The sequence below is a fragment of the Pseudomonas sp. GV085 genome (assembly GCF_003050925.1).
Taxonomy (GTDB): Bacteria; Pseudomonadota; Gammaproteobacteria; order Pseudomonadales; family Pseudomonadaceae; genus Aquipseudomonas.
On record NZ_QAOV01000009.1, the window covers coordinates 1 to 20,231 of the forward strand.

The 20,231-nt window shown below is 58.5% G+C and carries 18 protein-coding genes and 1 pseudogene; 15 read left to right on the plus strand and 4 right to left on the minus strand.

Features of this window, described 5'->3' with window-relative positions; translation table 11 throughout:
• Nucleotides 1-175: 175 nt before the first annotated feature.
• The gene (gene smpB / locus C8K63_RS19075; RefSeq protein ID WP_008057382.1) at nt 176-658 is read right to left on the minus strand and encodes an SsrA-binding protein SmpB; all 483 of its coding nucleotides are present in this window, start codon (nt 656-658) and stop codon (nt 176-178) included.
• A 118-nt stretch (nt 659-776) separates the two neighbouring features.
• On the opposite strand from smpB, the gene C8K63_RS19080 reads away from it, so the two are divergent.
• The 4 genes from C8K63_RS19080 (at nt 777) to C8K63_RS19095 (ending at nt 3,567) form a co-directional block, all read left to right on the plus strand.
• A complete protein-coding gene (locus C8K63_RS19080) occupies nt 777-2,180 on the plus strand; it encodes a sodium-dependent transporter (RefSeq protein ID WP_108218127.1) in 1,404 nt (467 codons plus the stop codon).
• A gap of 7 nt (nt 2,181-2,187) precedes the next feature.
• Nucleotides 2,188-2,622, plus strand: a complete 435-nt coding sequence (locus C8K63_RS19085) for a type II toxin-antitoxin system RatA family toxin (protein ID WP_108218128.1) — start codon at nt 2,188-2,190, stop codon at nt 2,620-2,622.
• Complete coding sequence (locus C8K63_RS19090) at nt 2,615-2,929, plus strand: RnfH family protein (RefSeq protein WP_108218129.1); 315 nt, start codon at nt 2,615-2,617, stop codon at nt 2,927-2,929. Before C8K63_RS19085 ends, C8K63_RS19090 begins: the two co-directional genes overlap by 8 nt.
• Before the next feature lie 227 nt (nt 2,930-3,156).
• Complete coding sequence (locus C8K63_RS19095; protein ID WP_108218130.1) at nt 3,157-3,567, plus strand: hypothetical protein; 411 nt, start codon at nt 3,157-3,159, stop codon at nt 3,565-3,567.
• 151 nt (nt 3,568-3,718) lie between these two features.
• On the opposite strand, the gene C8K63_RS19100 is transcribed toward C8K63_RS19095, so the two are convergent.
• The gene (locus tag C8K63_RS19100; RefSeq protein ID WP_108218131.1) at nt 3,719-4,246 is read right to left on the minus strand and encodes an outer membrane protein assembly factor BamE; all 528 of its coding nucleotides are present in this window, start codon (nt 4,244-4,246) and stop codon (nt 3,719-3,721) included.
• Between the two features lie 97 nt (nt 4,247-4,343).
• Between C8K63_RS19100 and fur the strand changes: the two genes are divergently transcribed.
• Nucleotides 4,344-4,748, plus strand: coding sequence for a ferric iron uptake transcriptional regulator (gene fur / locus C8K63_RS19105; protein WP_108218132.1), 405 nt, complete (start codon nt 4,344-4,346; stop codon nt 4,746-4,748).
• A 75-nt stretch (nt 4,749-4,823) separates the two neighbouring features.
• On the opposite strand, the gene recN is transcribed toward fur, so the two are convergent.
• Nucleotides 4,824-6,497, minus strand: a complete 1,674-nt coding sequence (gene recN / locus C8K63_RS19110; protein WP_108218133.1) for a DNA repair protein RecN — start codon at nt 6,495-6,497, stop codon at nt 4,824-4,826.
• A 240-nt stretch (nt 6,498-6,737) separates the two neighbouring features.
• Here recN and grpE point away from each other — a divergent pair, with 240 nt between their 5' ends.
• From grpE to C8K63_RS19150, 8 genes and pseudogenes are all read left to right on the plus strand, one after another.
• Nucleotides 6,738-7,304 (plus strand): nucleotide exchange factor GrpE, encoded by a 567-nt coding sequence (gene grpE, locus C8K63_RS19115; protein WP_108218134.1) that lies wholly within the window; start codon nt 6,738-6,740, stop codon nt 7,302-7,304.
• A gap of 102 nt (nt 7,305-7,406) precedes the next feature.
• Nucleotides 7,407-9,323: a molecular chaperone DnaK gene (gene dnaK, locus C8K63_RS19120; protein WP_108218135.1), complete on the plus strand. Its 1,917-nt coding sequence runs from the start codon at nt 7,407-7,409 to the stop codon at nt 9,321-9,323.
• A 295-nt stretch (nt 9,324-9,618) separates the two neighbouring features.
• Complete coding sequence (dnaJ, locus tag C8K63_RS19125; RefSeq protein ID WP_008047463.1) at nt 9,619-10,743, plus strand: molecular chaperone DnaJ; 1,125 nt, start codon at nt 9,619-9,621, stop codon at nt 10,741-10,743.
• Between the two features lie 10 nt (nt 10,744-10,753).
• On the plus strand, nt 10,754-11,557 hold the full coding sequence (gene dapB / locus C8K63_RS19130; RefSeq protein WP_057716481.1) for a 4-hydroxy-tetrahydrodipicolinate reductase: 804 nt from the start codon (nt 10,754-10,756) through the stop codon (nt 11,555-11,557).
• A gap of 259 nt (nt 11,558-11,816) precedes the next feature.
• The gene (gene carA, locus C8K63_RS19135; RefSeq protein ID WP_046038697.1) at nt 11,817-12,953 is read left to right on the plus strand and encodes a glutamine-hydrolyzing carbamoyl-phosphate synthase small subunit; all 1,137 of its coding nucleotides are present in this window, start codon (nt 11,817-11,819) and stop codon (nt 12,951-12,953) included.
• 117 nt (nt 12,954-13,070) lie between these two features.
• Entirely contained in the window at nt 13,071-16,292 is a 3,222-nt protein-coding gene (gene carB, locus C8K63_RS19140; RefSeq protein ID WP_108218136.1) for a carbamoyl-phosphate synthase large subunit, read from the plus strand.
• A 2-nt stretch (nt 16,293-16,294) separates the two neighbouring features.
• A complete protein-coding gene (gene greA / locus C8K63_RS19145) occupies nt 16,295-16,771 on the plus strand; it encodes a transcription elongation factor GreA (protein WP_108218328.1) in 477 nt (158 codons plus the stop codon).
• Between the two features lie 28 nt (nt 16,772-16,799).
• Nucleotides 16,800-17,027 (plus strand): annotated as a pseudogene (locus C8K63_RS19150) (MFS transporter); the annotation flags it as partial.
• A gap of 42 nt (nt 17,028-17,069) precedes the next feature.
• Here C8K63_RS19150 and C8K63_RS19155 read toward each other — a convergent pair.
• Nucleotides 17,070-17,378 carry a YhbY family RNA-binding protein gene (locus C8K63_RS19155; RefSeq protein ID WP_007942889.1) on the minus strand — a complete coding sequence of 103 codons (309 nt, stop codon included), beginning with the start codon at nt 17,376-17,378 and terminating at the stop codon, nt 17,070-17,072.
• A 105-nt stretch (nt 17,379-17,483) separates the two neighbouring features.
• Here C8K63_RS19155 and rlmE point away from each other — a divergent pair, with 105 nt between their 5' ends.
• Nucleotides 17,484-18,116 carry a 23S rRNA (uridine(2552)-2'-O)-methyltransferase RlmE gene (gene rlmE, locus C8K63_RS19160; RefSeq protein ID WP_108218137.1) on the plus strand — a complete coding sequence of 211 codons (633 nt, stop codon included), beginning with the start codon at nt 17,484-17,486 and terminating at the stop codon, nt 18,114-18,116.
• Nucleotides 18,117-18,315: 199 nt separating this feature from the next.
• Nucleotides 18,316-20,226, plus strand: coding sequence for an ATP-dependent zinc metalloprotease FtsH (ftsH, locus tag C8K63_RS19165; protein ID WP_108218138.1), 1,911 nt, complete (start codon nt 18,316-18,318; stop codon nt 20,224-20,226).
• Nucleotides 20,227-20,231 lie beyond the last annotated feature (5 nt).

Here is a 20,231-nt window from a genome sequence, read left to right on the forward strand (position 1 = left end):
AATGACGGTCTCTGCCCCGCGCACGCTCTTCAACTCTAGCTCCCTCAGTTTGCTGCGCGACAGCGCGGCGTCGAAGACGAGGCGGCCCCTCCTACAGGGGTTCACAATCTGCCAGTGTGGGAGCTGCCGCAGGCTGCGATCTTTTTATTCGCGCCGCAATTCGCAGGCAGAAAAATCAGTCTTCCTTGCCCTTGTTGCGCACCGCACGTTGCAGCTCGCGACCGGCGTCGCGTTCGCGCTCGGTATCACGCTTGTCGTATTCCTTCTTGCCCTTGCCCAGCGCGATCTCGCACTTGACCATGTGCTTGCTCCAGTACCAGGACAGGCACACGCAGGCATAACCCTTTTGCTGCACGGCCGCGGCCAGCTTTTCCAGCTCGCGCCGATTGAGCAGCAATTTACGGGTGCGCACCGGGTCGGCGATGACGTGGGTACTGGCGGTCGTCAGGGGCGTAATGTGGCTGCCGAGCAGCCAGGCTTCGCCATCCTTGAGCAGTACGTAACTGTCAACCAGCTGCAGCTTGCTTGCCCGCAGACTTTTTACTTCCCAGCCGGCCAGGACCAGACCAGCCTCGAACCGATGTTCGATGAAGTAATCGTGTCGCGCCTTTTTATTTTGCGCGATGGTCCCTGTTGGGTGTTTCTTCTGTTTAGCCATAGGGGCGGCATTATAGGGAGTTGCACGCGAGTCGGCTACGGTGTTGCTACGTGCTTGAGCAGGTTGATTGAATCCCGGACAATGCGGCCTCTTTTTTGAACGCTTGGGCGTGATAACGATGTCGACAGACAAGGTTTCTGTCCACGGCAGTTGGGCTAGCCGCTGGGTCTTCATACTCGCCGCGACCGGTTCGGCCGTGGGGCTGGGTAGTATCTGGAAATTCCCGTACATGGTTGGCGTCTATGGCGGCGGCGCCTTCGTGCTGATGTTCCTGGCCTGCATCGCGCTGATTGGCGTACCGGTCATGCTGGCCGAAACCCTGATCGGCCGGCGTGCCCGGCAGAGCCCGGCCAATGCCTTGAAGACGCTGGCGATCGAGGCGGGGCACTCGACGAAATGGTCCTGGGGCGCATTTGCCGGGATGATCACAGCGTTGTTGATCCTGTCTTTCTATAGCGTTGTCGGCGGCTGGTCGCTGGATTACATCATCGATATGGGGCGTGGCGACTTCCAGGGAGTGACCCCGGATCAGGTGGGGGCTTACTTCGGCAATGTGATCGCCGATCCCTGGCGCCTGACACTTTGGCACACGATTTTCATGCTGTTGTCAGCGGTGGTGATCGCCAAGGGCGTGGTTGCCGGGCTTGAACGCAGTTTGCGCATCATGATGCCGTTGTTGTTCGTGATGATCCTGGTGCTGCTGGGCTATAGCATGACCACCGGGCATTTCATGGAAGGCGTGCATTTCATGTTCGACTTCCACCCGGAAAAGGTCCTGGACGGCTTGTTGCCCGCGATGGGGCATGCATTCTTTTCCCTGAGCGTGGGCGTCGGCTCGATCATGATCTACGGCGCCTACATGCCAAAGAACTCGTCGATTTCAGGGACGGTCGTTGGTGTGGCGCTACTTGATACCTTCGTTTCCCTGGTGGCCGGCCTGGCACTGTTTCCGATTGTTTTCGCGGCGGGCCTGAATCCGAGCGAAGGGCCGGGGCTGATGTTCGTCAGCCTGCCGTTTGCCTTCGGTAACGTGGCGTTCGGGCAATTGATGGGAGTGGTGTTCTTCGTGCTGGTGGCGGTCGCTGCCTGGAGTTCGGCGATTTCCCTGCTTGAACCGATGGTGGCTTACCTGGTCGAGCGCACTAAAGTGAGCCGTGCATGGGTTACATTCTGGCTGGCTTTCAGCTGCTGGTTTGTCGGCCTGGGCACGGTGTTCTCTTTCAATATCTGGAAGGAGGCGAAGTTCTTCGTGAACGAAGGCGGGATGTTCCACCTCTACCAATGGGGAGCCGCCGGTGGTCTCGACTTCTTCGGTGTGATCGATTTCTTCACCTCGCGACTCATGTTGCCGCTTGGCGGTTTGTGTTTCGTGGTGTTTGCGGGCTGGATCATGGGGCGTGAAGCGGTGCGCGACGAGTTGTCGATCCGCAACCCTGCGCTGTTTGGCCTGTCCTTGTTCTTGATGCGCTATGTGGCGCCCATCGGCATTCTCGTAGTGTTTGCCGCCCAGCTGTGGAAGTGACGCTGACATGACGACACACATTTCACGTTCGGCCTTGCTGCCATACCCGGCACAAGCGCTGTATGACCTGGTCAACGACGTGGCGCGCTATCCGGAGTTTCTGCCGTGGTGCTCGTCCGCCGAAGTCCTGGAGAGCTCACCTGAGCATATGCGGGCGAGCGTTGGTGTAGCGAAGGGTGGCCTCAGTCAGCACTTCGTGACGCGCAACGCTCTGGTTCCCGGTCAATCGATCGAAATGAATCTTGAAGAAGGCCCGTTCAATCAATTGCATGGTGTGTGGGTGTTCAAGCCGCTGGGCGAGAAGGCCTGCAAGATCAGTCTTGATCTGTCGTTCGATTATGCCGGGCCGCTGGTTCGCGCCACTCTGGGACCATTGTTCAATCAGGCCGCCAATACGCTGGTGGATGCGTTCTGTCAGCGCGCCAAGCAGATTCATGGTTGAAGCCGTGATCGATATCGAAGTGGTGTACGCCGCTGTAGACAGGCAGGTGCTACTTTCACTCGCGGTGCCGGTCGGCACTACGGTTCGGGCGGCCGTGCTCAAGTCTGGTGTAGGGGCAGAGTTTCCTGAGCTGGATCTTGCCGCCTGCCCGGTGGGTATCTTTGGCAAGGTGATCACCGACCCGGACACTCGAACGATTCAGGCGGGGGACCGAATCGAAATCTACCGGCCGCTGCTGGCGGATCCGAAAGAGGTCCGTCGCCTGCGTGCAGCAAAAGCGGCCGAGGCCAAGGCGCGGAATCAATGATTGAATTGCGCGCCAGGCACTAAAATTTCCGCCCACAGGTGGTTCAATCCCTGAGTGTAAATATGCTTTGTAGGCTTTTTATCGGGGGAATGTAGGATTGGTTTGAGTATTTAAGAGAATTTTCTCTTTGCTTCAATCTTGATTGAATGTGGTTCCGATTAAGCCTAAATCAAGTCTTGCCCTCGTTATGTGAGGGGCAAATAAACTCATTTAGGGATAAATCTGAAATGGACTTGATCAAGTCGTTGAAGCATATAAGTGTGCTGGCAGCAATGGGGGCGGCTTTCACTGTCATGCCGGCCAGTGCAGCCTCCAATGTGTTAACCGCCACGATAAGTGCACAAGGCAAGGTGGTGGCTCAGGCACCCGAGTGGATCTCTGCGGTAGAGTACTTCTCCCAGCCTGATTATTTTGCGAACTATAAGGTTAGCTTCAAGTCGGATGTCTTCTTCCAGGCTCCACGGTTCTGCTCTGTATCCCTTACGAACAGCCGTTCCGAAGATGATATTTATTATGGGCGGGCGCGACTTGGGTCTACACCCAAGGAGGATAATTTGAGTGTGATCACTCAACTGGCAGGAATGAAGGGCCCTTCCGGTGATGCTTCCCAAGACTTTATGCTGATGTGTATTAAATAAGCGGGAATCATCGATAGTGATTCCGGCAAGCGATCCGGATCGATCACTATTGCCGGTACATAAAAAAATCCGCCGCCAGAGGTCTGGTAGCGGATTTTCAGAGCAGCCTTGCTGGAGCTTGAATGCCCAGGCAAGCGGCATCATTCGCCAATTACTGCGGCGAGGTGTCCAGCGGTTCAGGCGTCGGGACTGGAGCGGTTTCTACACCGTCGACGTCCTTCTGGATCTGATCCAGCAACGAACCTGGCTTGACCGGTTTTTCCGGTTTTGGCTTCTCGACGTTTTCTGCCGGGGCAGCCACTGTCGTGCCGCTGTCCTTACCAAGGATTGCTTCGTCGCGGCTCACGCCTGGCATGAAATCACCGGAGAGGCTGACAAGCTGGTCATTTGGGTTGAAGATAACGCTGATGCGTTCCTGTTGGCGTTCACCGCCACCGGGTTGCAGGCTGTACAGATAATCCCAGCGATCGGCATGGAACGTGTCAGTCAGCAGAGGGTTGCCCATGATAAATCGTACTTGCTTACGGGTCATTCCCGGGCGCAACTGGTCTATCATGTCCTGCGTGACGACATTGCCCTGCTGGATGTCGATTTTGTAAACCCCGGGGAATGAACAACCGGCGAGTGCGAGCAGTCCCACAAGGGTGAAACTGGTTAGCAAGAGCTTGGTGTTTTGCATCGGTGGGCGACTTCCACTATCTTGGCTGGGACAACGTAAACGCCGATCATACCCGTATTAAGAGAAGCTGCGAAGCAGCATCGCGAGAAAGCTGACCATGGTTGAAAATAGCGAACTACGTAAAGCCGGCCTCAAAGTGACCCTTCCACGGGTCAAAATTCTGCAAATGCTCGATTCCGCCGAGAAGCGCCACATGAGTGCCGAGGACGTCTACAAGGCGCTGATGGAGGCTGGTGAGGATGTCGGTCTGGCCACGGTTTACCGTGTTCTGACCCAGTTCGAGGCAGCTGGCCTGGTGGTGCGGCACAACTTCGACGGAGGCCATGCGGTCTTCGAGCTGGACGACGGCAAGCATCACGACCATATGGTCAATGTCGATGACGGTGAGGTAATCGAGTTCTTTGATCCGGAAATCGAGAAGCTTCAGGCGGCGATTGTCGAGAAGCACGGCTTCGATTTGGCGGGTCACAACTTGGTGCTATACGTGCGCAAGAAAAAGTAAGCTTGTCGCGCGGGCATCAGTTCGCGAAACGAACGAAGGCGACCCCAGGGTCGCCTTCGTGCTTTCTGCCTTTATTCAAGCTTTTGCGGCAACCACCATTTTCCTGGCGTGAGCCAGGGACTCCTTGGTGAGATCAATGCCCCCCAGCATCCGTGCGACTTCTTCGACGCGGTCGTTTTTGCTCAATCTGGAAACGGCAGTGCGGGTGGCATCTTCGCCGCGCACTTTATGCACAAATAGATGCTGATGACCTTGCGCCGCCACTTGCGGCAAGTGGGTCACGGTCAGCACCTGCCCGCGCTCGCCGAGCCTGCGCAGCAATTGGCCGACGATTTCCGCGGTCGGGCCGCCAATACCGACGTCGACTTCGTCGAATACCAGGGTCGGTACGCGGGAGGTCTGTGCGGTGATGACCTGAATCGCCAGGCTGATCCGCGACAGTTCGCCCCCGGATGCGACTTTTGCCAAAGCTTTTAATGGTTGGCCCGGGTTGGCGCTGACCAGTAATTCAACCTGTTCAAGTCCGTTAGGCAGCAGTTCGTCGCTACTGTTTGGACGCAGTTCGATGGTGAAGCGCCCACCAGGCATGCCCAGGCGCTGGATTTCCTGCTCCACCGCGCTGGCCAGGCTGCTCGAGGCTTGATGGCGCAGATCGCTGAGCTCTCGGGCTTTTTCCTGATAATGGCGAGCGTAGGAAGAAAGTTCGTCGCTCAGGCGCTCGATGGATTCGTCGTTGGCATTCAGGGTTTCGATTTCATCGAGCAGCTTCTGTTGCATCTCAGCGACTTCGGTCGGCTGGATGCGGTGCTTGCGGGCCATTGTATAGATCGCATCGAGCCGCTCTTCGAGGTATTGAAGGCGCGCCGGATCGGCGTCGAAGTTGTCGAGAAAGCGGTTCAGTTCGCCCACGGCCTCTTCTACCTGGATCTGCGCGCTGGTCAGCAGGCTGCTGGCCTCGCCGAGTGCACCGATCGAGTTGTTGACGCTGGACAAGCGGTTGAGGCTGGCAGTGAGTGCGTTCAGCACATTGCCGGAATCACTTTCGCTGCACTGTTCGACGACTTGCCGGCAAATACCCAACAAGGTCTCGGCGTTGGTCAGGTTCTTGTGCTCTTGTTCAAGCTGTTCCAGTTCGTTGTCGCCAAGGCCGAGGTTTTCCAGCTCTTCGAGTTGGTAGCTGAGCAATTGGTGGCGAGCGCGTTGTTCGTCGCCGGAGTTGGAAAGGCGATCCAGCTCCTGGCGAGTCTGGCGCCAGCGCTGTGCGGCAAGCTGCACCTGGCGGGCAAGGTCCGTGGACCCGGCGTACTCGTCGAGCAGGCGGCGATGGGTGTCGGTCTTGAGCAGGGATTGGTGTTCGTGCTGGCTGTGAATGTCGATCAGCAGCTCGCCCAGCGCCTTGAGATCGCCAAGCGGGCAGGGCGTGCCGTTGATGTAGCCACGCGAGCGTCCTTCGGATGTGATCACCCGGCGCAGGATGCACGGGCCCTCGCTTTCGAGGTCGCGTTCGGCCAGCCAGGCGCTGGCTTCCGGAATGTCGGCCAGATCGAAGGTGGCCAGGATGTCGGCCTTGTCGGCGCCGGGGCGAACCACGCCGCTGTCGGCGCGATCACCCAGGGTAAGGCCCAGCGCGTCGAGCATGATCGACTTGCCCGCGCCGGTTTCCCCGGTGATCACGCTCATCCCGCGATCGAGTTCGAGATCGAGATGTTCAACGATGGCGTAGTTGTGTACGGACAGGTGCACCAGCATATGGGCCGCTCCCAGGTGTTAGGTCTGGTTATTTATACAGTGTTTTGTTTCTGGCTGACAATGCCCCTCGTTATCTCGATTCGCTCGACCCGACGAAAGCCTTATCGCGACCGGGAATGACAAAGCAGTTGTTTTTTGTAGGGTTAATCGTCGGTGCCCCTTGAAGCCGGATTTTGCGGCCCCATATAGCTGGGCAGAAGCGCGAGTTGAGCTCGCGGACGATATTGAAAGGAGAAATCTATGGCTGACGAACAGACAGTGGATACGCAAAACCCAGACGCCAACCAGGCGCCCGAGGCTTCGGGTGAAGACCTGGCGGCTCGTGTACAAGTGCTCGAAGAGCAACTGGCAGGCGCTCAGGATCAGGCTTTGCGTGTAGCCGCCGATCTGCAGAACGTCCGCCGTCGCGCCGAGCAGGATGTGGAGAAGGCTCACAAGTTCGCGCTGGAAAAATTCGCCAGCGACCTGCTGCCGATCGTCGACAGCCTGGAGCGCGGCCTGGAATTGTCCAGCCCGGACGACGAAAGCATCCGTCCGATGCGCGAAGGCATCGAGCTGACCCTGAAAATGTTCCAGGACACCCTCAAGCGTTATCAGCTTGAAGCGATCGATCCGCATGGCGAACCGTTCAACGCCGTTCAACATCAGGCGATGGCCATGCAGGAAAGCGCCGATGTCGAGCCGAACAGTGTTCTGAAGGTGTTCCAGAAGGGCTATCAGCTCAATGGTCGCTTGCTGCGCCCGGCGATGGTCGTGGTCAGCAAGGCGCCTGCGCCGGTTTCGCCTTCGATTGACGAGCAGGCTTGAAATCCGCCGCAAGGCCCCCATTTATAAGTCAAGCGTTTAAGTGCTACCGCAGTTAGCCACCACTGCTGCGGCAACCAAATCCAAAGTTTCGGGAGAGTGAACATGGGCAAAATTATCGGTATCGACCTGGGGACTACCAACTCCTGCGTCTCCGTGCTGGAAAACGGCAAGGCAAAAGTTATTGAAAACGCTGAAGGCGCGCGTACCACGCCGTCGATCATCGCTTACGCCAACGATGGCGAAATTCTGGTTGGCCAGTCGGCCAAGCGTCAGGCCGTGACCAATCCGCATAACACCCTCTACGCGGTGAAGCGTCTGATCGGTCGTCGTTTCGACGAAGAAGTCGTGCAGAAAGACATCCAGATGGTCCCTTACAAGATCGTCAAGGCTGACAACAGCGACGCCTGGGTTGAAGTGAACGGCCAGAAAATGGCACCGCCACAAATCTCGGCTGAAATCCTGAAGAAAATGAAGAAGACCGCCGAAGACTACCTCGGCGAGACCGTGACTGAAGCGGTGATCACCGTTCCGGCCTACTTCAACGACAGCCAGCGTCAAGCCACCAAGGACGCCGGCCGCATCGCCGGTCTGGACGTAAAACGTATCATCAACGAACCAACCGCAGCCGCTCTGGCTTACGGCATGGACAAGGCCAAGGGCGATCACACCGTGATCGTTTACGACCTGGGCGGCGGTACTTTCGACGTTTCCGTGATCGAGATCGCTGAAGTCGATGGCGAGCACCAGTTCGAAGTACTGGCCACCAACGGTGACACGTTCCTGGGCGGTGAAGACTTTGACATCCGTCTGATCGACTACCTCGTCGACGAATTCAAGAAAGAAAGCGGCATGAACCTCAAGGGTGACCCGCTGGCCATGCAGCGCCTGAAAGAAGCCGCTGAAAAAGCCAAGATCGAACTGTCCTCGAGCCAGTCGACCGACGTGAACCTGCCGTACATCACTGCAGACGCGACCGGTCCAAAGCACCTGAACGTGAAGATCTCCCGCGCCAAGCTCGAGGCGCTGGTGGAAGATCTGGTTCAGCGCACCATCGAACCTTGCCGCATCGCAATGAAAGATGCCGGTATCGACGTTGGCGCGATCAACGACGTGATCCTGGTGGGCGGTCAGACCCGTATGCCACTGGTTCAGAAGCTGGTAACCGAGTTCTTCGGCAAAGAAGCTCGTAAAGACGTCAACCCGGACGAAGCGGTTGCCATGGGTGCTGCTATCCAGGGCGCGGTACTGGCCGGTGACGTGAAAGACGTTCTGCTGCTCGACGTCAGCCCGCTGACCCTGGGTATCGAAACCATGGGTGGCGTGATGACCGCGCTGATCGAGAAAAACACCACGATTCCTACCAAGAAATCGCAAGTGTTCTCGACTGCCGACGACAACCAGGGCGCCGTGACCATTCATGTGCTGCAGGGCGAGCGTAAGCAAGCCGCACAGAACAAGTCCTTGGGCAAGTTCGACCTGGCCGACATTCCACCAGCTCCACGTGGCGTGCCGCAGATCGAAGTGACCTTCGACATCGACGCCAACGGCATCCTGCACGTTGGTGCGAAGGACAAGGCTACCGGCAAGACTCAGTCGATCGTGATCAAGGCCAACTCCGGTCTGTCCGACGAAGAAATCGAGCGCATGGTGCGTGATGCCGAGGCGAACGCCGAGGAAGACCGCAAGTTCGAAGAGTTGGCCGCTGCCCGCAACCAGGGCGACGCACTGGTTCACTCGACGCGCAAAATGGTTACCGATGCCGGCGATAAAGTGACCGCGGAAGAGAAGACTGCAATCGAAGCTGCCGTAGTTGCCCTGGAAGCCGCCGTCAAAGGCGACGACAAGGCTGCTATCGACGCCAAGGTTGAAGCACTGTCGAAAGTCTCCGCTCCAGTGGCGCAGAAGATGTACGCCGAACAGGCTCAGCCTGCTGAAGGCGCAGCACCGCACGACGACAAGGCGCAAAAGGCTGACGACGTTGTCGACGCCGAGTTCGAAGAAGTCAAAGACCACAAGTAAGTTGTTGGTCGGCCGGTTGACTGCCTTCAGGCGGTGACTGGTAGGATGTCGCCGCGCGGGAGCTTGCTCCCGCGTTGGCGTATCTGGAATACGCGAATTTTTACAGCATGCGACAGCGTTCGCCTGCTGGCGGTATGGCCGGGAATGCTCCTGCTTTTCGCGCCGCAAGTACCGCAAGAATCAAAGACCAGGATCGTTGAATTGACGTGAGTTGGGTCCGGGCCTGCATTGGGGCTCAACGAGTTCGACAGACTCAGGAGGGTTTTGTCGGACGTCCTCAAGAGTGCAAAGACTTATGGCAAAGCGTGACTATTACGAAGTGTTGGGTGTTGAGCGTGGCTCAAGCGAAGCAGACCTGAAGAAGGCCTACCGTCGCCTGGCGATGAAGCACCACCCGGACCGTAATCCCGATGACAAGGCGTCGGAAGAGATGTTCAAGGAGGCCAACGAGGCCTACGAAGTGCTGTCCGACTCCAGCAAGCGTGCGGCTTACGACCAGTACGGCCATGCCGGTGTCGACCCGAGCATGGGTGGCGGCGGTGCCGGTTTTGGCGGTCAGAACTTCTCCGACATCTTTGGCGATGTCTTCAGTGATTTCTTCGGTGGCGGTCGCGGCGGTTCCCGTGGTGGCGCTCAACGCGGCAGTGACTTGCGCTACACCCTGGAACTGGACCTCGAAGAGGCGGTGCGCGGTACGACCGTGAATATCCGCGTTCCGACGCTGGTCAACTGCAAGCCTTGCGACGGCTCCGGTGCCAAGAAAGGCTCTGCGCCGGTGACCTGTCCGACTTGCGGCGGTATCGGCCAGGTACGCATGCAGCAGGGTTTCTTCTCGGTGCAGCAGACCTGCCCGCGCTGCCATGGCCAGGGCAAGATCATTTCCGATCCGTGCGATTCCTGCCACGGCGAAGGTCGTGTCGAAGAGTACAAGACCCTGTCGGTGAAAGTGCCGGCCGGAGTCGATACCGGTGACCGCATTCGTCTGTCCGGCGAAGGCGAGGCGGGTGCTCAAGGTGGCCCGACTGGCGATCTGTACGTGGTGATCAATGTGCGCGAACACGCGATTTTCCAGCGTGACGGCAAGCATCTGTTCTGCGAGGTGCCGATCAGCTTCGTCGATGCGGCGCTGGGTGGCGAGCTGGAGATTCCGACCCTTGATGGCCGGGTCAAGCTGAAGATCCCTGAGGGGACTCAGACCGGCAAGCAGTTCCGTGTGCGTGGCAAGGGTGTCGCGCCTGTGCGTGGCGGCGGTGCGGGTGACTTGATGTGCCGTGTGGCGGTCGAGACTCCGGTCAACCTGAGTCGTCGCCAGCGCGAAATGCTTGAGGAGTTCCGTAGCTCCCTGGCGGACGACAACAGCCATTCGCCAAAAACCACCGGTTGGTTCGAAGGCGTAAAGCGCTTCTTCGGCGATTTGTAAGGAGACAGGCATGCGACGTATTGCAGTGATGGGCGCCGCCGGGCGCATGGGCAAGACCCTGATTGAAGCGGTGCAGCAAACCCCGGGCGCCGGTCTGACGGCGGCGGTGGATCGTCCCGACAGCACGCTGGTCGGCGCGGATGCCGGTGAGCTGGCTGCGCTGGGTCGTATCGGTGTGCCTCTGTCCGGAGACCTGGATCGGGTGGTCGACGAGTTCGACGTGCTGATCGACTTCACGCACCCGACGGTGACCCTGAAGAACCTCGCCTTCTGCCGTAAACACGGCAAGGCCATGATCATCGGTACCACCGGTTTCAGCGTTGAAGAAAAGCAGTTGCTGGCGGAGGCGGGCAAGGACATTCCGATTGTCTTCGCGGCCAACTTCAGTGTCGGGGTCAATCTGTGCCTGAAGTTACTCGACACGGCGGCTCGCGTATTGGGCGACGATGTCGACATCGAAATCACCGAAGCTCACCATCGGCACAAAGTCGATGCGCCGTCCGGCACTGCCGTGCGCATGGGTGAGGTGATTGCCGATGCATTGGGTCGCGATCTGAAAAAGGTGGCGGTGTATGGTCGTGAGGGCCAGACCGGCGCCCGTGATCGTGAAACCATCGGTTTCGCCACGGTGCGTGCCGGCGACATCGTCGGTGATCACACTGTACTGTTCGCCGCCGACGGCGAGCGTGTCGAGATCACTCACAAGGCGTCCAGTCGCATGACGTTCGCCAAGGGTGCGGTGCGTGCTGCGTTGTGGCTGGATGGGCGCGAGCCTGGCCTTTACGACATGCAAGACGTGCTCGATCTGCGTTAAGATGCACCCGAAATCGGGCTCGCGCACCGCGTTTGAGCCCGGTTTTGTTCCGCCAAGCGACGTCCTGTCGCATTCTCCAGCCTTTAAGGCTCATTGGCGGTAGACCAAAAAGGCCTTTTTCTGTAAGCTACAGCTTTAGTGTGTCCACTAAAAGCGCGCAGATTAATTCAGTGAAGAAGCGGGGTGACGTGTCCATACGTCACTCCGCTTTTTTACAACCTGCGATCGCCCTTTCAGGCTTTATTTACGGGAGGTCTTCTTGACTAAGCCAGCCATACTCGCCCTTGCTGATGGCAGCATTTTTCGCGGCGAAGCCATTGGAGCCGACGGTCAAACCGTTGGTGAGGTGGTGTTCAACACCGCAATGACCGGCTATCAGGAAATCCTTACCGATCCTTCCTACGCCCAACAAATCGTTACCCTGACTTACCCGCACATCGGCAACACCGGCACCACGCCGGAAGACGCCGAGTCCAACCGCGTCTGGTCTGCCGGCCTGGTCATCCGTGATCTGCCACTGGTGGCGAGCAACTGGCGTAACACGATGTCCCTGTCCGACTACCTGAAGGCCAACAACGTTGTGGCCATCGCCGGTATCGACACCCGCCGCCTGACACGCATCCTGCGTGAAAAAGGCGCGCAGAACGGCTGCATCATGGCCGGTGACAACATTTCCGAAGCCGCTGCCATCGCCGCCGCCCAGGGTTTCCCTGGCCTCAAGGGCATGGACCTGGCGAAAGTCGTCAGCACCAAGGAAAGCTACGAGTGGCGCTCGACTGTCTGGGATCTGAAAACCGACAGCCACGCAACCATCGAAGCCTCCGAGCTGCCGTACCACGTGGTTGCCTACGACTACGGCGTCAAGGTGAACATCCTGCGCATGCTGGTCGAGCGCGGTTGCCGCGTGACCGTCGTGCCTGCGCAAACCCCTGCTGCCGATGTGCTGGCACTGAAGCCGGACGGCGTGTTCCTGTCCAACGGCCCTGGTGATCCGGAGCCTTGCGACTATGCGATCCAGGCGATCAAGGACGTGCTGGAAACCGAGATTCCGGTCTTCGGTATCTGCCTCGGTCACCAACTGCTGGCCCTGGCCTCTGGCGCCAAGACCCTGAAAATGGGTCACGGCCATCACGGTGCCAACCACCCCGTCCAGGACCTGGACAGCGGCGTGGTGATGATCACCAGCCAGAACCACGGTTTTGCCGTAGACGAAGCGACCCTGCCGGCCAACGTTCGCGCGATCCACAAATCGCTGTTCGACGGCACCCTGCAAGGTATCGAGCGTACCGACAAGAGCGCCTTCAGCTTCCAGGGTCACCCGGAAGCCAGCCCTGGCCCGAACGACGTAGCGCCATTGTTCGATCGCTTCATCACCGAGATGGCCAAGCGACGCTGATCGCTCGCCCTGATGTAGCAAAGCCTGAGGGCGGTCCCGACATCGGTGGCCCCCTCAAGGCTCAAAGATTGAACAAGACGGCTTGCCGACTGACCTGCGGATTTGAGTGACAAACCCATGCCAAAACGTACAGACATTAAAAGCATCCTGATTCTCGGTGCTGGCCCGATCGTGATCGGCCAGGCCTGCGAATTCGACTACTCCGGCGCCCAGGCCTGTAAAGCCCTGCGCGAGGAGGGTTACCGCGTCATCCTGGTGAACTCCAACCCGGCCACCATCATGACCGACCCGGCCATGGCCGACGCCACCTACATCGAGCCGATCAAGTGGCAGACCGTTGCCAAGATCATCGAGAAAGAGCGTCCGGACGCGCTGCTGCCAACCATGGGTGGCCAGACCGCTCTGAACTGCGCCCTGGACCTGGAGCGCGAAGGCGTTCTGGAGAAGTTCGGCGTAGAGATGATCGGTGCCAACGCCGACACCATCGACAAGGCTGAAGACCGTTCGCGTTTCGACAAGGCGATGAAATCCATCGGCCTGGCGTGCCCGCGTTCCGGTATCGCCCACAGCATGGAAGAGGCCAATGCGGTCCTTGAGAAGCTCGGCTTCCCGTGCATCATCCGTCCGTCCTTCACCATGGGCGGCACTGGTGGCGGTATCGCTTACAACCGTGAAGAGTTCGAAGAAATCTGCGCCCGTGGTCTGGACCTGTCGCCGACCAAAGAGCTGCTGATCGACGAATCGCTGATCGGCTGGAAAGAGTACGAGATGGAGGTTGTCCGCGATAAGAAGGACAACTGCATCATCGTCTGCTCCATCGAAAACTTCGACCCGATGGGCGTGCACACCGGTGACTCGATCACCGTGGCTCCGGCACAGACCCTGACCGACAAGGAATACCAGATCCTGCGTAACGCCTCCCTGGCGGTACTGCGCGAGATCGGCGTGGAAACCGGCGGTTCCAACGTTCAGTTCGGTATCTGCCCGAACACCGGTCGCATGGTCGTGATCGAGATGAACCCGCGAGTATCGCGTTCCTCGGCACTGGCTTCGAAAGCCACCGGCTTCCCGATCGCCAAGGTCGCGGCCAAGCTGGCTGTGGGTTACACCCTCGACGAGCTGTCGAACGACATCACCGGCGGCAAGACCCCGGCGTCCTTCGAGCCGTCCATCGACTACGTCGTGACCAAGCTGCCGCGTTTTGCCTTCGAGAAATTTCCGAAAGCCGACGCCCGCCTGACCACTCAAATGAAGTCGGTGGGTGAAGTCATGGCCATCGGCCGTACCTTCCAGGAATCCCTGCAGAAAGCCCTGCGCGGTCTGGAAGTTGGCGTTTGCGGTCTGGACGAGAAAGTTGATCTGGCCAATCCGGAAAGCATGAGCGTACTCAAGCGCGAGCTGACCGTGCCGGGCGCCGAGCGTATCTGGTACGTGGCGGACGCAATGCGCGCCGGCATGACCGTCGAAGACATCTTCGGCATGACCATGATCGACCCTTGGTTCCTGGTGCAGATGGAAGACCTGATCAAGGAAGAAGAGAAGGTCAAGACCCTGGGTCTGACCAGCATCGACCGCGATCTGATGTTCCGCCTCAAGCGCAAAGGCTTCTCCGATATGCGCCTGGCCAAGTTGCTGGGTGTGACCGAGAAGAGCCTGCGCGCTCACCGTCACAAGCTGGAAATCTTCCCGGTCTACAAGCGCGTCGACACCTGCGCTGCCGAGTTCGCCACCGATACTGCTTACCTCTACTCGACGTACGAGGAAGAGTGCGAAGCGGCGCCATCGGGTCGCGACAAGATCATGATCCTGGGTGGCGGTCCGAACCGCATCGGCCAGGGCATCGAGTTCGACTACTGCTGCGTACACGCGGCACTGGCCCTGCGCGATGACGGTTACGAGACCATCATGGTCAACTGCAACCCGGAAACCGTTTCCACCGACTACGACACTTCCGATCGCCTGTACTTCGAACCAGTGACCCTGGAAGACGTGCTGGAAATCGTCCGCGTCGAGAAGCCAAAAGGTGTGATCGTCCAGTACGGCGGCCAGACCCCGTTGAAACTGGCTCGCGCTCTGGAAGCCGCCGGCGTGCCGATCATCGGTACCAGCCCTGATGCAATCGACCGTGCTGAAGACCGTGAGCGCTTCCAGCAGATGGTCCAGCGCCTGAACCTGCGTCAGCCGCCAAACGCCACTGTGCGCAGCGAGGACGAAGCCATTCGTGCCGCCACCAAGATCGGTTACCCGCTGGTGGTGCGTCCGTCCTATGTACTGGGCGGCCGTGCGATGGAAATCGTCTACGAAGAAGAAGAACTCAAGCGCTACCTGCGCGAAGCGGTTCAAGTGTCCAACGACAGCCCGGTGCTGCTGGACCACTTCCTCAACTGCGCCATCGAGATGGACGTTGATGCGGTCTGCGACGGCAAGGACGTGGTAATCGGCGCGATCATGCAGCACATCGAGCAGGCTGGTGTTCACTCCGGTGACTCTGCGTGCTCGCTGCCGCCGTACTCGCTGCCGGCGCACATCCAGGACGAGATGCGCGAACAGGTCAAGAAAATGGCCCTGGAACTGGGCGTGGTCGGCCTGATGAACGTTCAGTTGGCGCTGCAAGGCGACGACATCTACGTCATTGAAGTCAACCCGCGCGCTTCCCGTACCGTGCCGTTCGTGTCCAAGTGCATCGGTGTTTCCCTGGCAATGATCGCGGCTCGCGTCATGGCCGGTAAGACCTTGAAGGAAATCGGCTTCACCAAGGAAATCATCCCGAACTTCTACAGCGTGAAAGAGGCGGTGTTCCCATTCGCCAAATTCCCTGGCGTTGACCCGATCCTCGGCCCAGAGATGAAGTCCACCGGTGAAGTGATGGGCGTGGGCGACACCTTCGGTGAGGCGTTCGCCAAGGCCCAGATGGGTGCCAGCGAAGTGCTGCCGACCGGCGGTACCGCGTTCATCAGCGTGCGTGACGACGACAAGCCGCTGGTTGCGGGCGTGGCCCGCGATCTGATCAACTTGGGCTTCGAAGTGGTTGCCACTGCCGGTACTGCCAAACTGATCGAAGCGGCAGGCCTGAAAGTGCGCCGTGTGAACAAGGTGACCGAAGGTCGTCCGCACGTGGTCGACATGATCAAGAATGACGAAGTCACGCTGATCATCAACACTACCGAAGGGCGTCAGTCGATCGCAGATTCGTACTCCATTCGTCGTAATGCCCTGCAGCACAAGATTTACTGCACTACCACTATTGCTGCTGGCGAAGCCATCTGTGAAGCGCTGAAGTTCGGTCCCGAGAAGACTGTGCGCCGCTTGCAGGATCTACACGCAGGATTGAAGGCATGAGCATAACGAAGTACCCAATGACCGTTCAGGGCGCTCGCGCCCTGGAAGAAGAGCACACTCACCTGACCAAGGTCGTTCGTCCGAAGCTCAGCCAGGACATCGGTACGGCCCGCGAGTTGGGTGACTTGAAGGAAAACGCCGAATACCACGCTGCTCGCGAGCAGCAGGGTATGGTCGAGGCGCGGATCCGCGACATCGAAGGCCGGATTCAAAATCAGGTCATCATTGATGTCACGAGCATTCCGCACACCGGCAAAGTGATTTTCGGCACCACCGTTGAAATCGCCAACGTCGAGACGGATGAGCGCGTCACTTACCACATCGTGGGTGAGGATGAGGCTGACTTCAAACTCGGCAAGATTTCGGTCGGCTCGCCACTGGCTCGCGCCTTGATTGCCAAGGAAGAGGGTGATGTGGTCGCCGTGAAAACGCCTGGCGGCGTTATCGAGTACGAGATTGTCGAGGTTCGCCACATCTGAAGGCCGGCGCCCGTTTCGTACGGGCGCCATGCCTTGGCAGCTGACCCGGATATTGTAGGTCGGCGGCCTGTGGTTGTTGCAAATGGGTCTGTTGCCGGTGCCGGGTCGAATTGGCCTGGCACCGCTGCTGATCGACGAAATTGCAGTCATGCTGAAGGCGCCGATGGCGGGACTTGCCGCAGCGTGCATGATTTTTCAGGCTTTGGTGCTGATTAAGGCCGAGGGCCTTGTCAGTCTATGGCGGGATTTTCGCGGGTGGAGCGGCAGGGTGCGCGAAGCACACCCTTGACCCTTGCCATCACTTGAAGCGATGGACGTTCGACAGCTGCTTGTTGACGCTGAAGTTCTTGCGGTAGATCAGTGCCATCTTGCCGATGACCTGAACCAGATCCGCTTTGCCGACCTTGCAGAGCTCTGCAATGGACGCCAGGCGCGATTCGCGATCGAGGATGTTGAGCTTGATCTTGATCAGCTCGTGATCCGCCAAAGCGCGTTCGAGTTCGGCTAACACACCTTCAGTCAAACCATTGTCTGCCACAATCAAAACCGGTTTCAGATGGTGGCCAATGGATTTGTACTGTTTCTTCTGCTCTTGAGTGAGCGGCATAATCTGACCCCTGCGTCTGATCTTGTAAAAAGCGGCGGCCAGTTTACCCGAGCGAGTCCGGGACCGCCCAGTTAATCACGACCCGTTTTATTTTCGAGGTGGCCCGTGGCCCGTTCCAAGACAAGTCTTAAATGGCTGCAAGAGCATTTCAACGACCCATTCGTCAAAATGGCACAAAAAGACGGGTACCGTTCCCGCGCCAGCTACAAACTGCTGGAGATCCAAGAAAAGGATCGTCTGATCCGTCCGGGCATGAGCGTAATCGACCTTGGTGCGGCCCCCGGTGGGTGGTCCCAGGTGACCAGTCGTCTGATTGGTGGGCAGGGCACACTGATCGCTTCTGACATTCTGGAAATGGACAGCATTCCGGACGTGACCTTCATTCAGGGCGACTTTACCGAGGATGCCGTACTGGCTCAGATCCTCGATGCCGTCGGAAATAAGGAAGTAGACCTTGTGATTTCCGACATGGCCCCCAATATGAGTGGATTACCAGCCGTGGACATGCCGCGAGCGATGTTCCTGTGCGAGTTGGCACTGGATCTTTCGACGCGGGTGCTCAAACCCGGTGGTGATTTTTTGATCAAGATCTTCCAGGGCGAAGGCTTCGACGAGTTCCACAAGAGCGTTCGCCAGCAGTTCGAGAAGGTGCAGATGCGCAAGCCGAACTCGTCGCGCGACCGTTCTCGCGAGCAGTACCTGCTGGGCCGCGGTTTCCGCGGACGCAGTGAGGGTTGAGTGAATTTTCGATCGGGGCGATAGGATTTTTGTATTACGCCTTGTCAGAATTAGCGAATATTGTGTAGGAAGTGTTTCACAAAGGGTTACAGACGGCGCCTGCCAAGTCGTAGGTAATGTAGTAAGTTAGGCCGGTGAATATCATGCGAAGCGCGCGCCAGTAGCGGAGCTTGCTTCAGAGGGTAGTTAATTGAACGATATGGCAAAGAATCTGATCCTGTGGTTGATCATTGCGGCTGTCCTGGTGACGGTGATGAACAACTTCTCCAGCCCTAACGAGCCGCAGACCCTCAACTATTCCGACTTCATCCAGCAGGTCAAGGATGGCAAGGTCGAACGCGTGGCGGTTGATGGCTACGTGATTACCGGCAAGCGCAACGATGGCGACAGCTTCAAGACCATTCGCCCGGCGATCCAGGACAACGGCCTGATCGGCGACCTGGTGGATAACCACGTCGTGGTCGAAGGCAAGCAGCCTGAACAGCAAAGCATCTGGACTCAGCTTCTGGTTGCCAGCTTCCCGATCCTCGTGATCATCGCCGTGTTCATGTTCTTCATGCGGCAGATGCAGGGCGGTGCCGGTGGCAAGGGCGGGCCGATGAGCTTCGGTAAAAGCAAGGCGCGCCTGCTCTCCGAGGATCAGGTGAAAACTACCCTGGCTGACGTTGCCGGTTGCGACGAAGCCAAGGAAGAAGTCGGTGAGCTGGTCGAGTTCCTGCGCGATCCGGGCAAGTTCCAGCGCCTGGGTGGCCGCATTCCTCGCGGCGTGCTGATGGTCGGTCCTCCGGGTACCGGTAAGACCCTGCTGGCCAAGGCCATCGCCGGCGAAGCCAAAGTACCGTTCTTCACCATTTCCGGCTCCGACTTCGTCGAAATGTTCGTCGGTGTCGGTGCCAGCCGTGTTCGAGACATGTTCGAACAGGCCAAGAAGCATGCTCCATGCATCATCTTCATCGACGAAATCGATGCGGTCGGTCGCCATCGTGGTGCTGGCATGGGTGGTGGTCACGACGAGCGCGAGCAGACTCTCAACCAATTGCTGGTGGAGATGGATGGCTTTGAAATGAATGACGGCATCATCGTGATCGCCGCAACCAACCGTCCTGATGTACTGGACCCTGCGTTGCTGCGTCCGGGCCGTTTCGACCGTCAGGTTGTGGTCGGTCTGCCGGATATCCGTGGTCGCGAACAGATTCTCAAGGTGCACATGCGCAAAGTGCCGATGGGCGACGACGTTGCCCCGGCTGTGATCGCTCGTGGTACTCCAGGCTTCTCCGGTGCTGACCTGGCGAACCTGGTGAACGAGGCATCGTTGTTCGCTGCCCGCGCCGGCAAGCGCATCGTCGAAATGAAAGAATTCGAGCTGGCCAAAGACAAGATCATGATGGGCGCCGAGCGCAAATCCATGGTCATGTCCGAGAAGGAAAAACAGAATACGGCTTATCACGAAGCCGGCCACGCCATTGTGGGGCGTGTCGTGCCTGAGCATGATCCGGTGTACAAGGTGTCTATCATTCCGCGCGGTCGTGCGCTGGGTGTGACCATGTTCCTGCCGGAAGAAGATCGTTACAGCCTGTCCAAGCGTGCGTTGATCAGCCAGATCTGCTCGCTGTACGGCGGTCGTATCGCTGAAGAAATGACCCTGGGCTTCGATGGCGTGACCACCGGTGCTTCCAACGACATCATGCGCGCCAGCCAGATTGCGCGGAACATGGTGACCAAATGGGGGCTCTCGGAGAAACTCGGCCCATTGATGTATGCCGAAGAAGAGGGTGAAGTGTTCCTTGGTCGCGGCGGTGGCGGTCAGAATGCAAGCTTCTCTGGTGATACAGCCAAGCTGATCGACTCCGAAGTACGCAGCATCATCGATCAGTGCTACGGCACGGCGAAGCAGATCCTCACGGACAACCGCGACAAGCTCGATGCGATGGCCGATGCCTTGATGAAGTACGAAACGATCGATGCCGAGCAGATCGACGACATCATGGCGGGTCGTACACCTCGCGAGCCGCGCGACTGGTCGGGTGGCACGGGTACTTCCGGCACCCCTCCGGTGGTGCAGGATGAGCGTCCGGAAACACCGATCGGCGGTCCTGCTGCTGACGTATAAGGTTT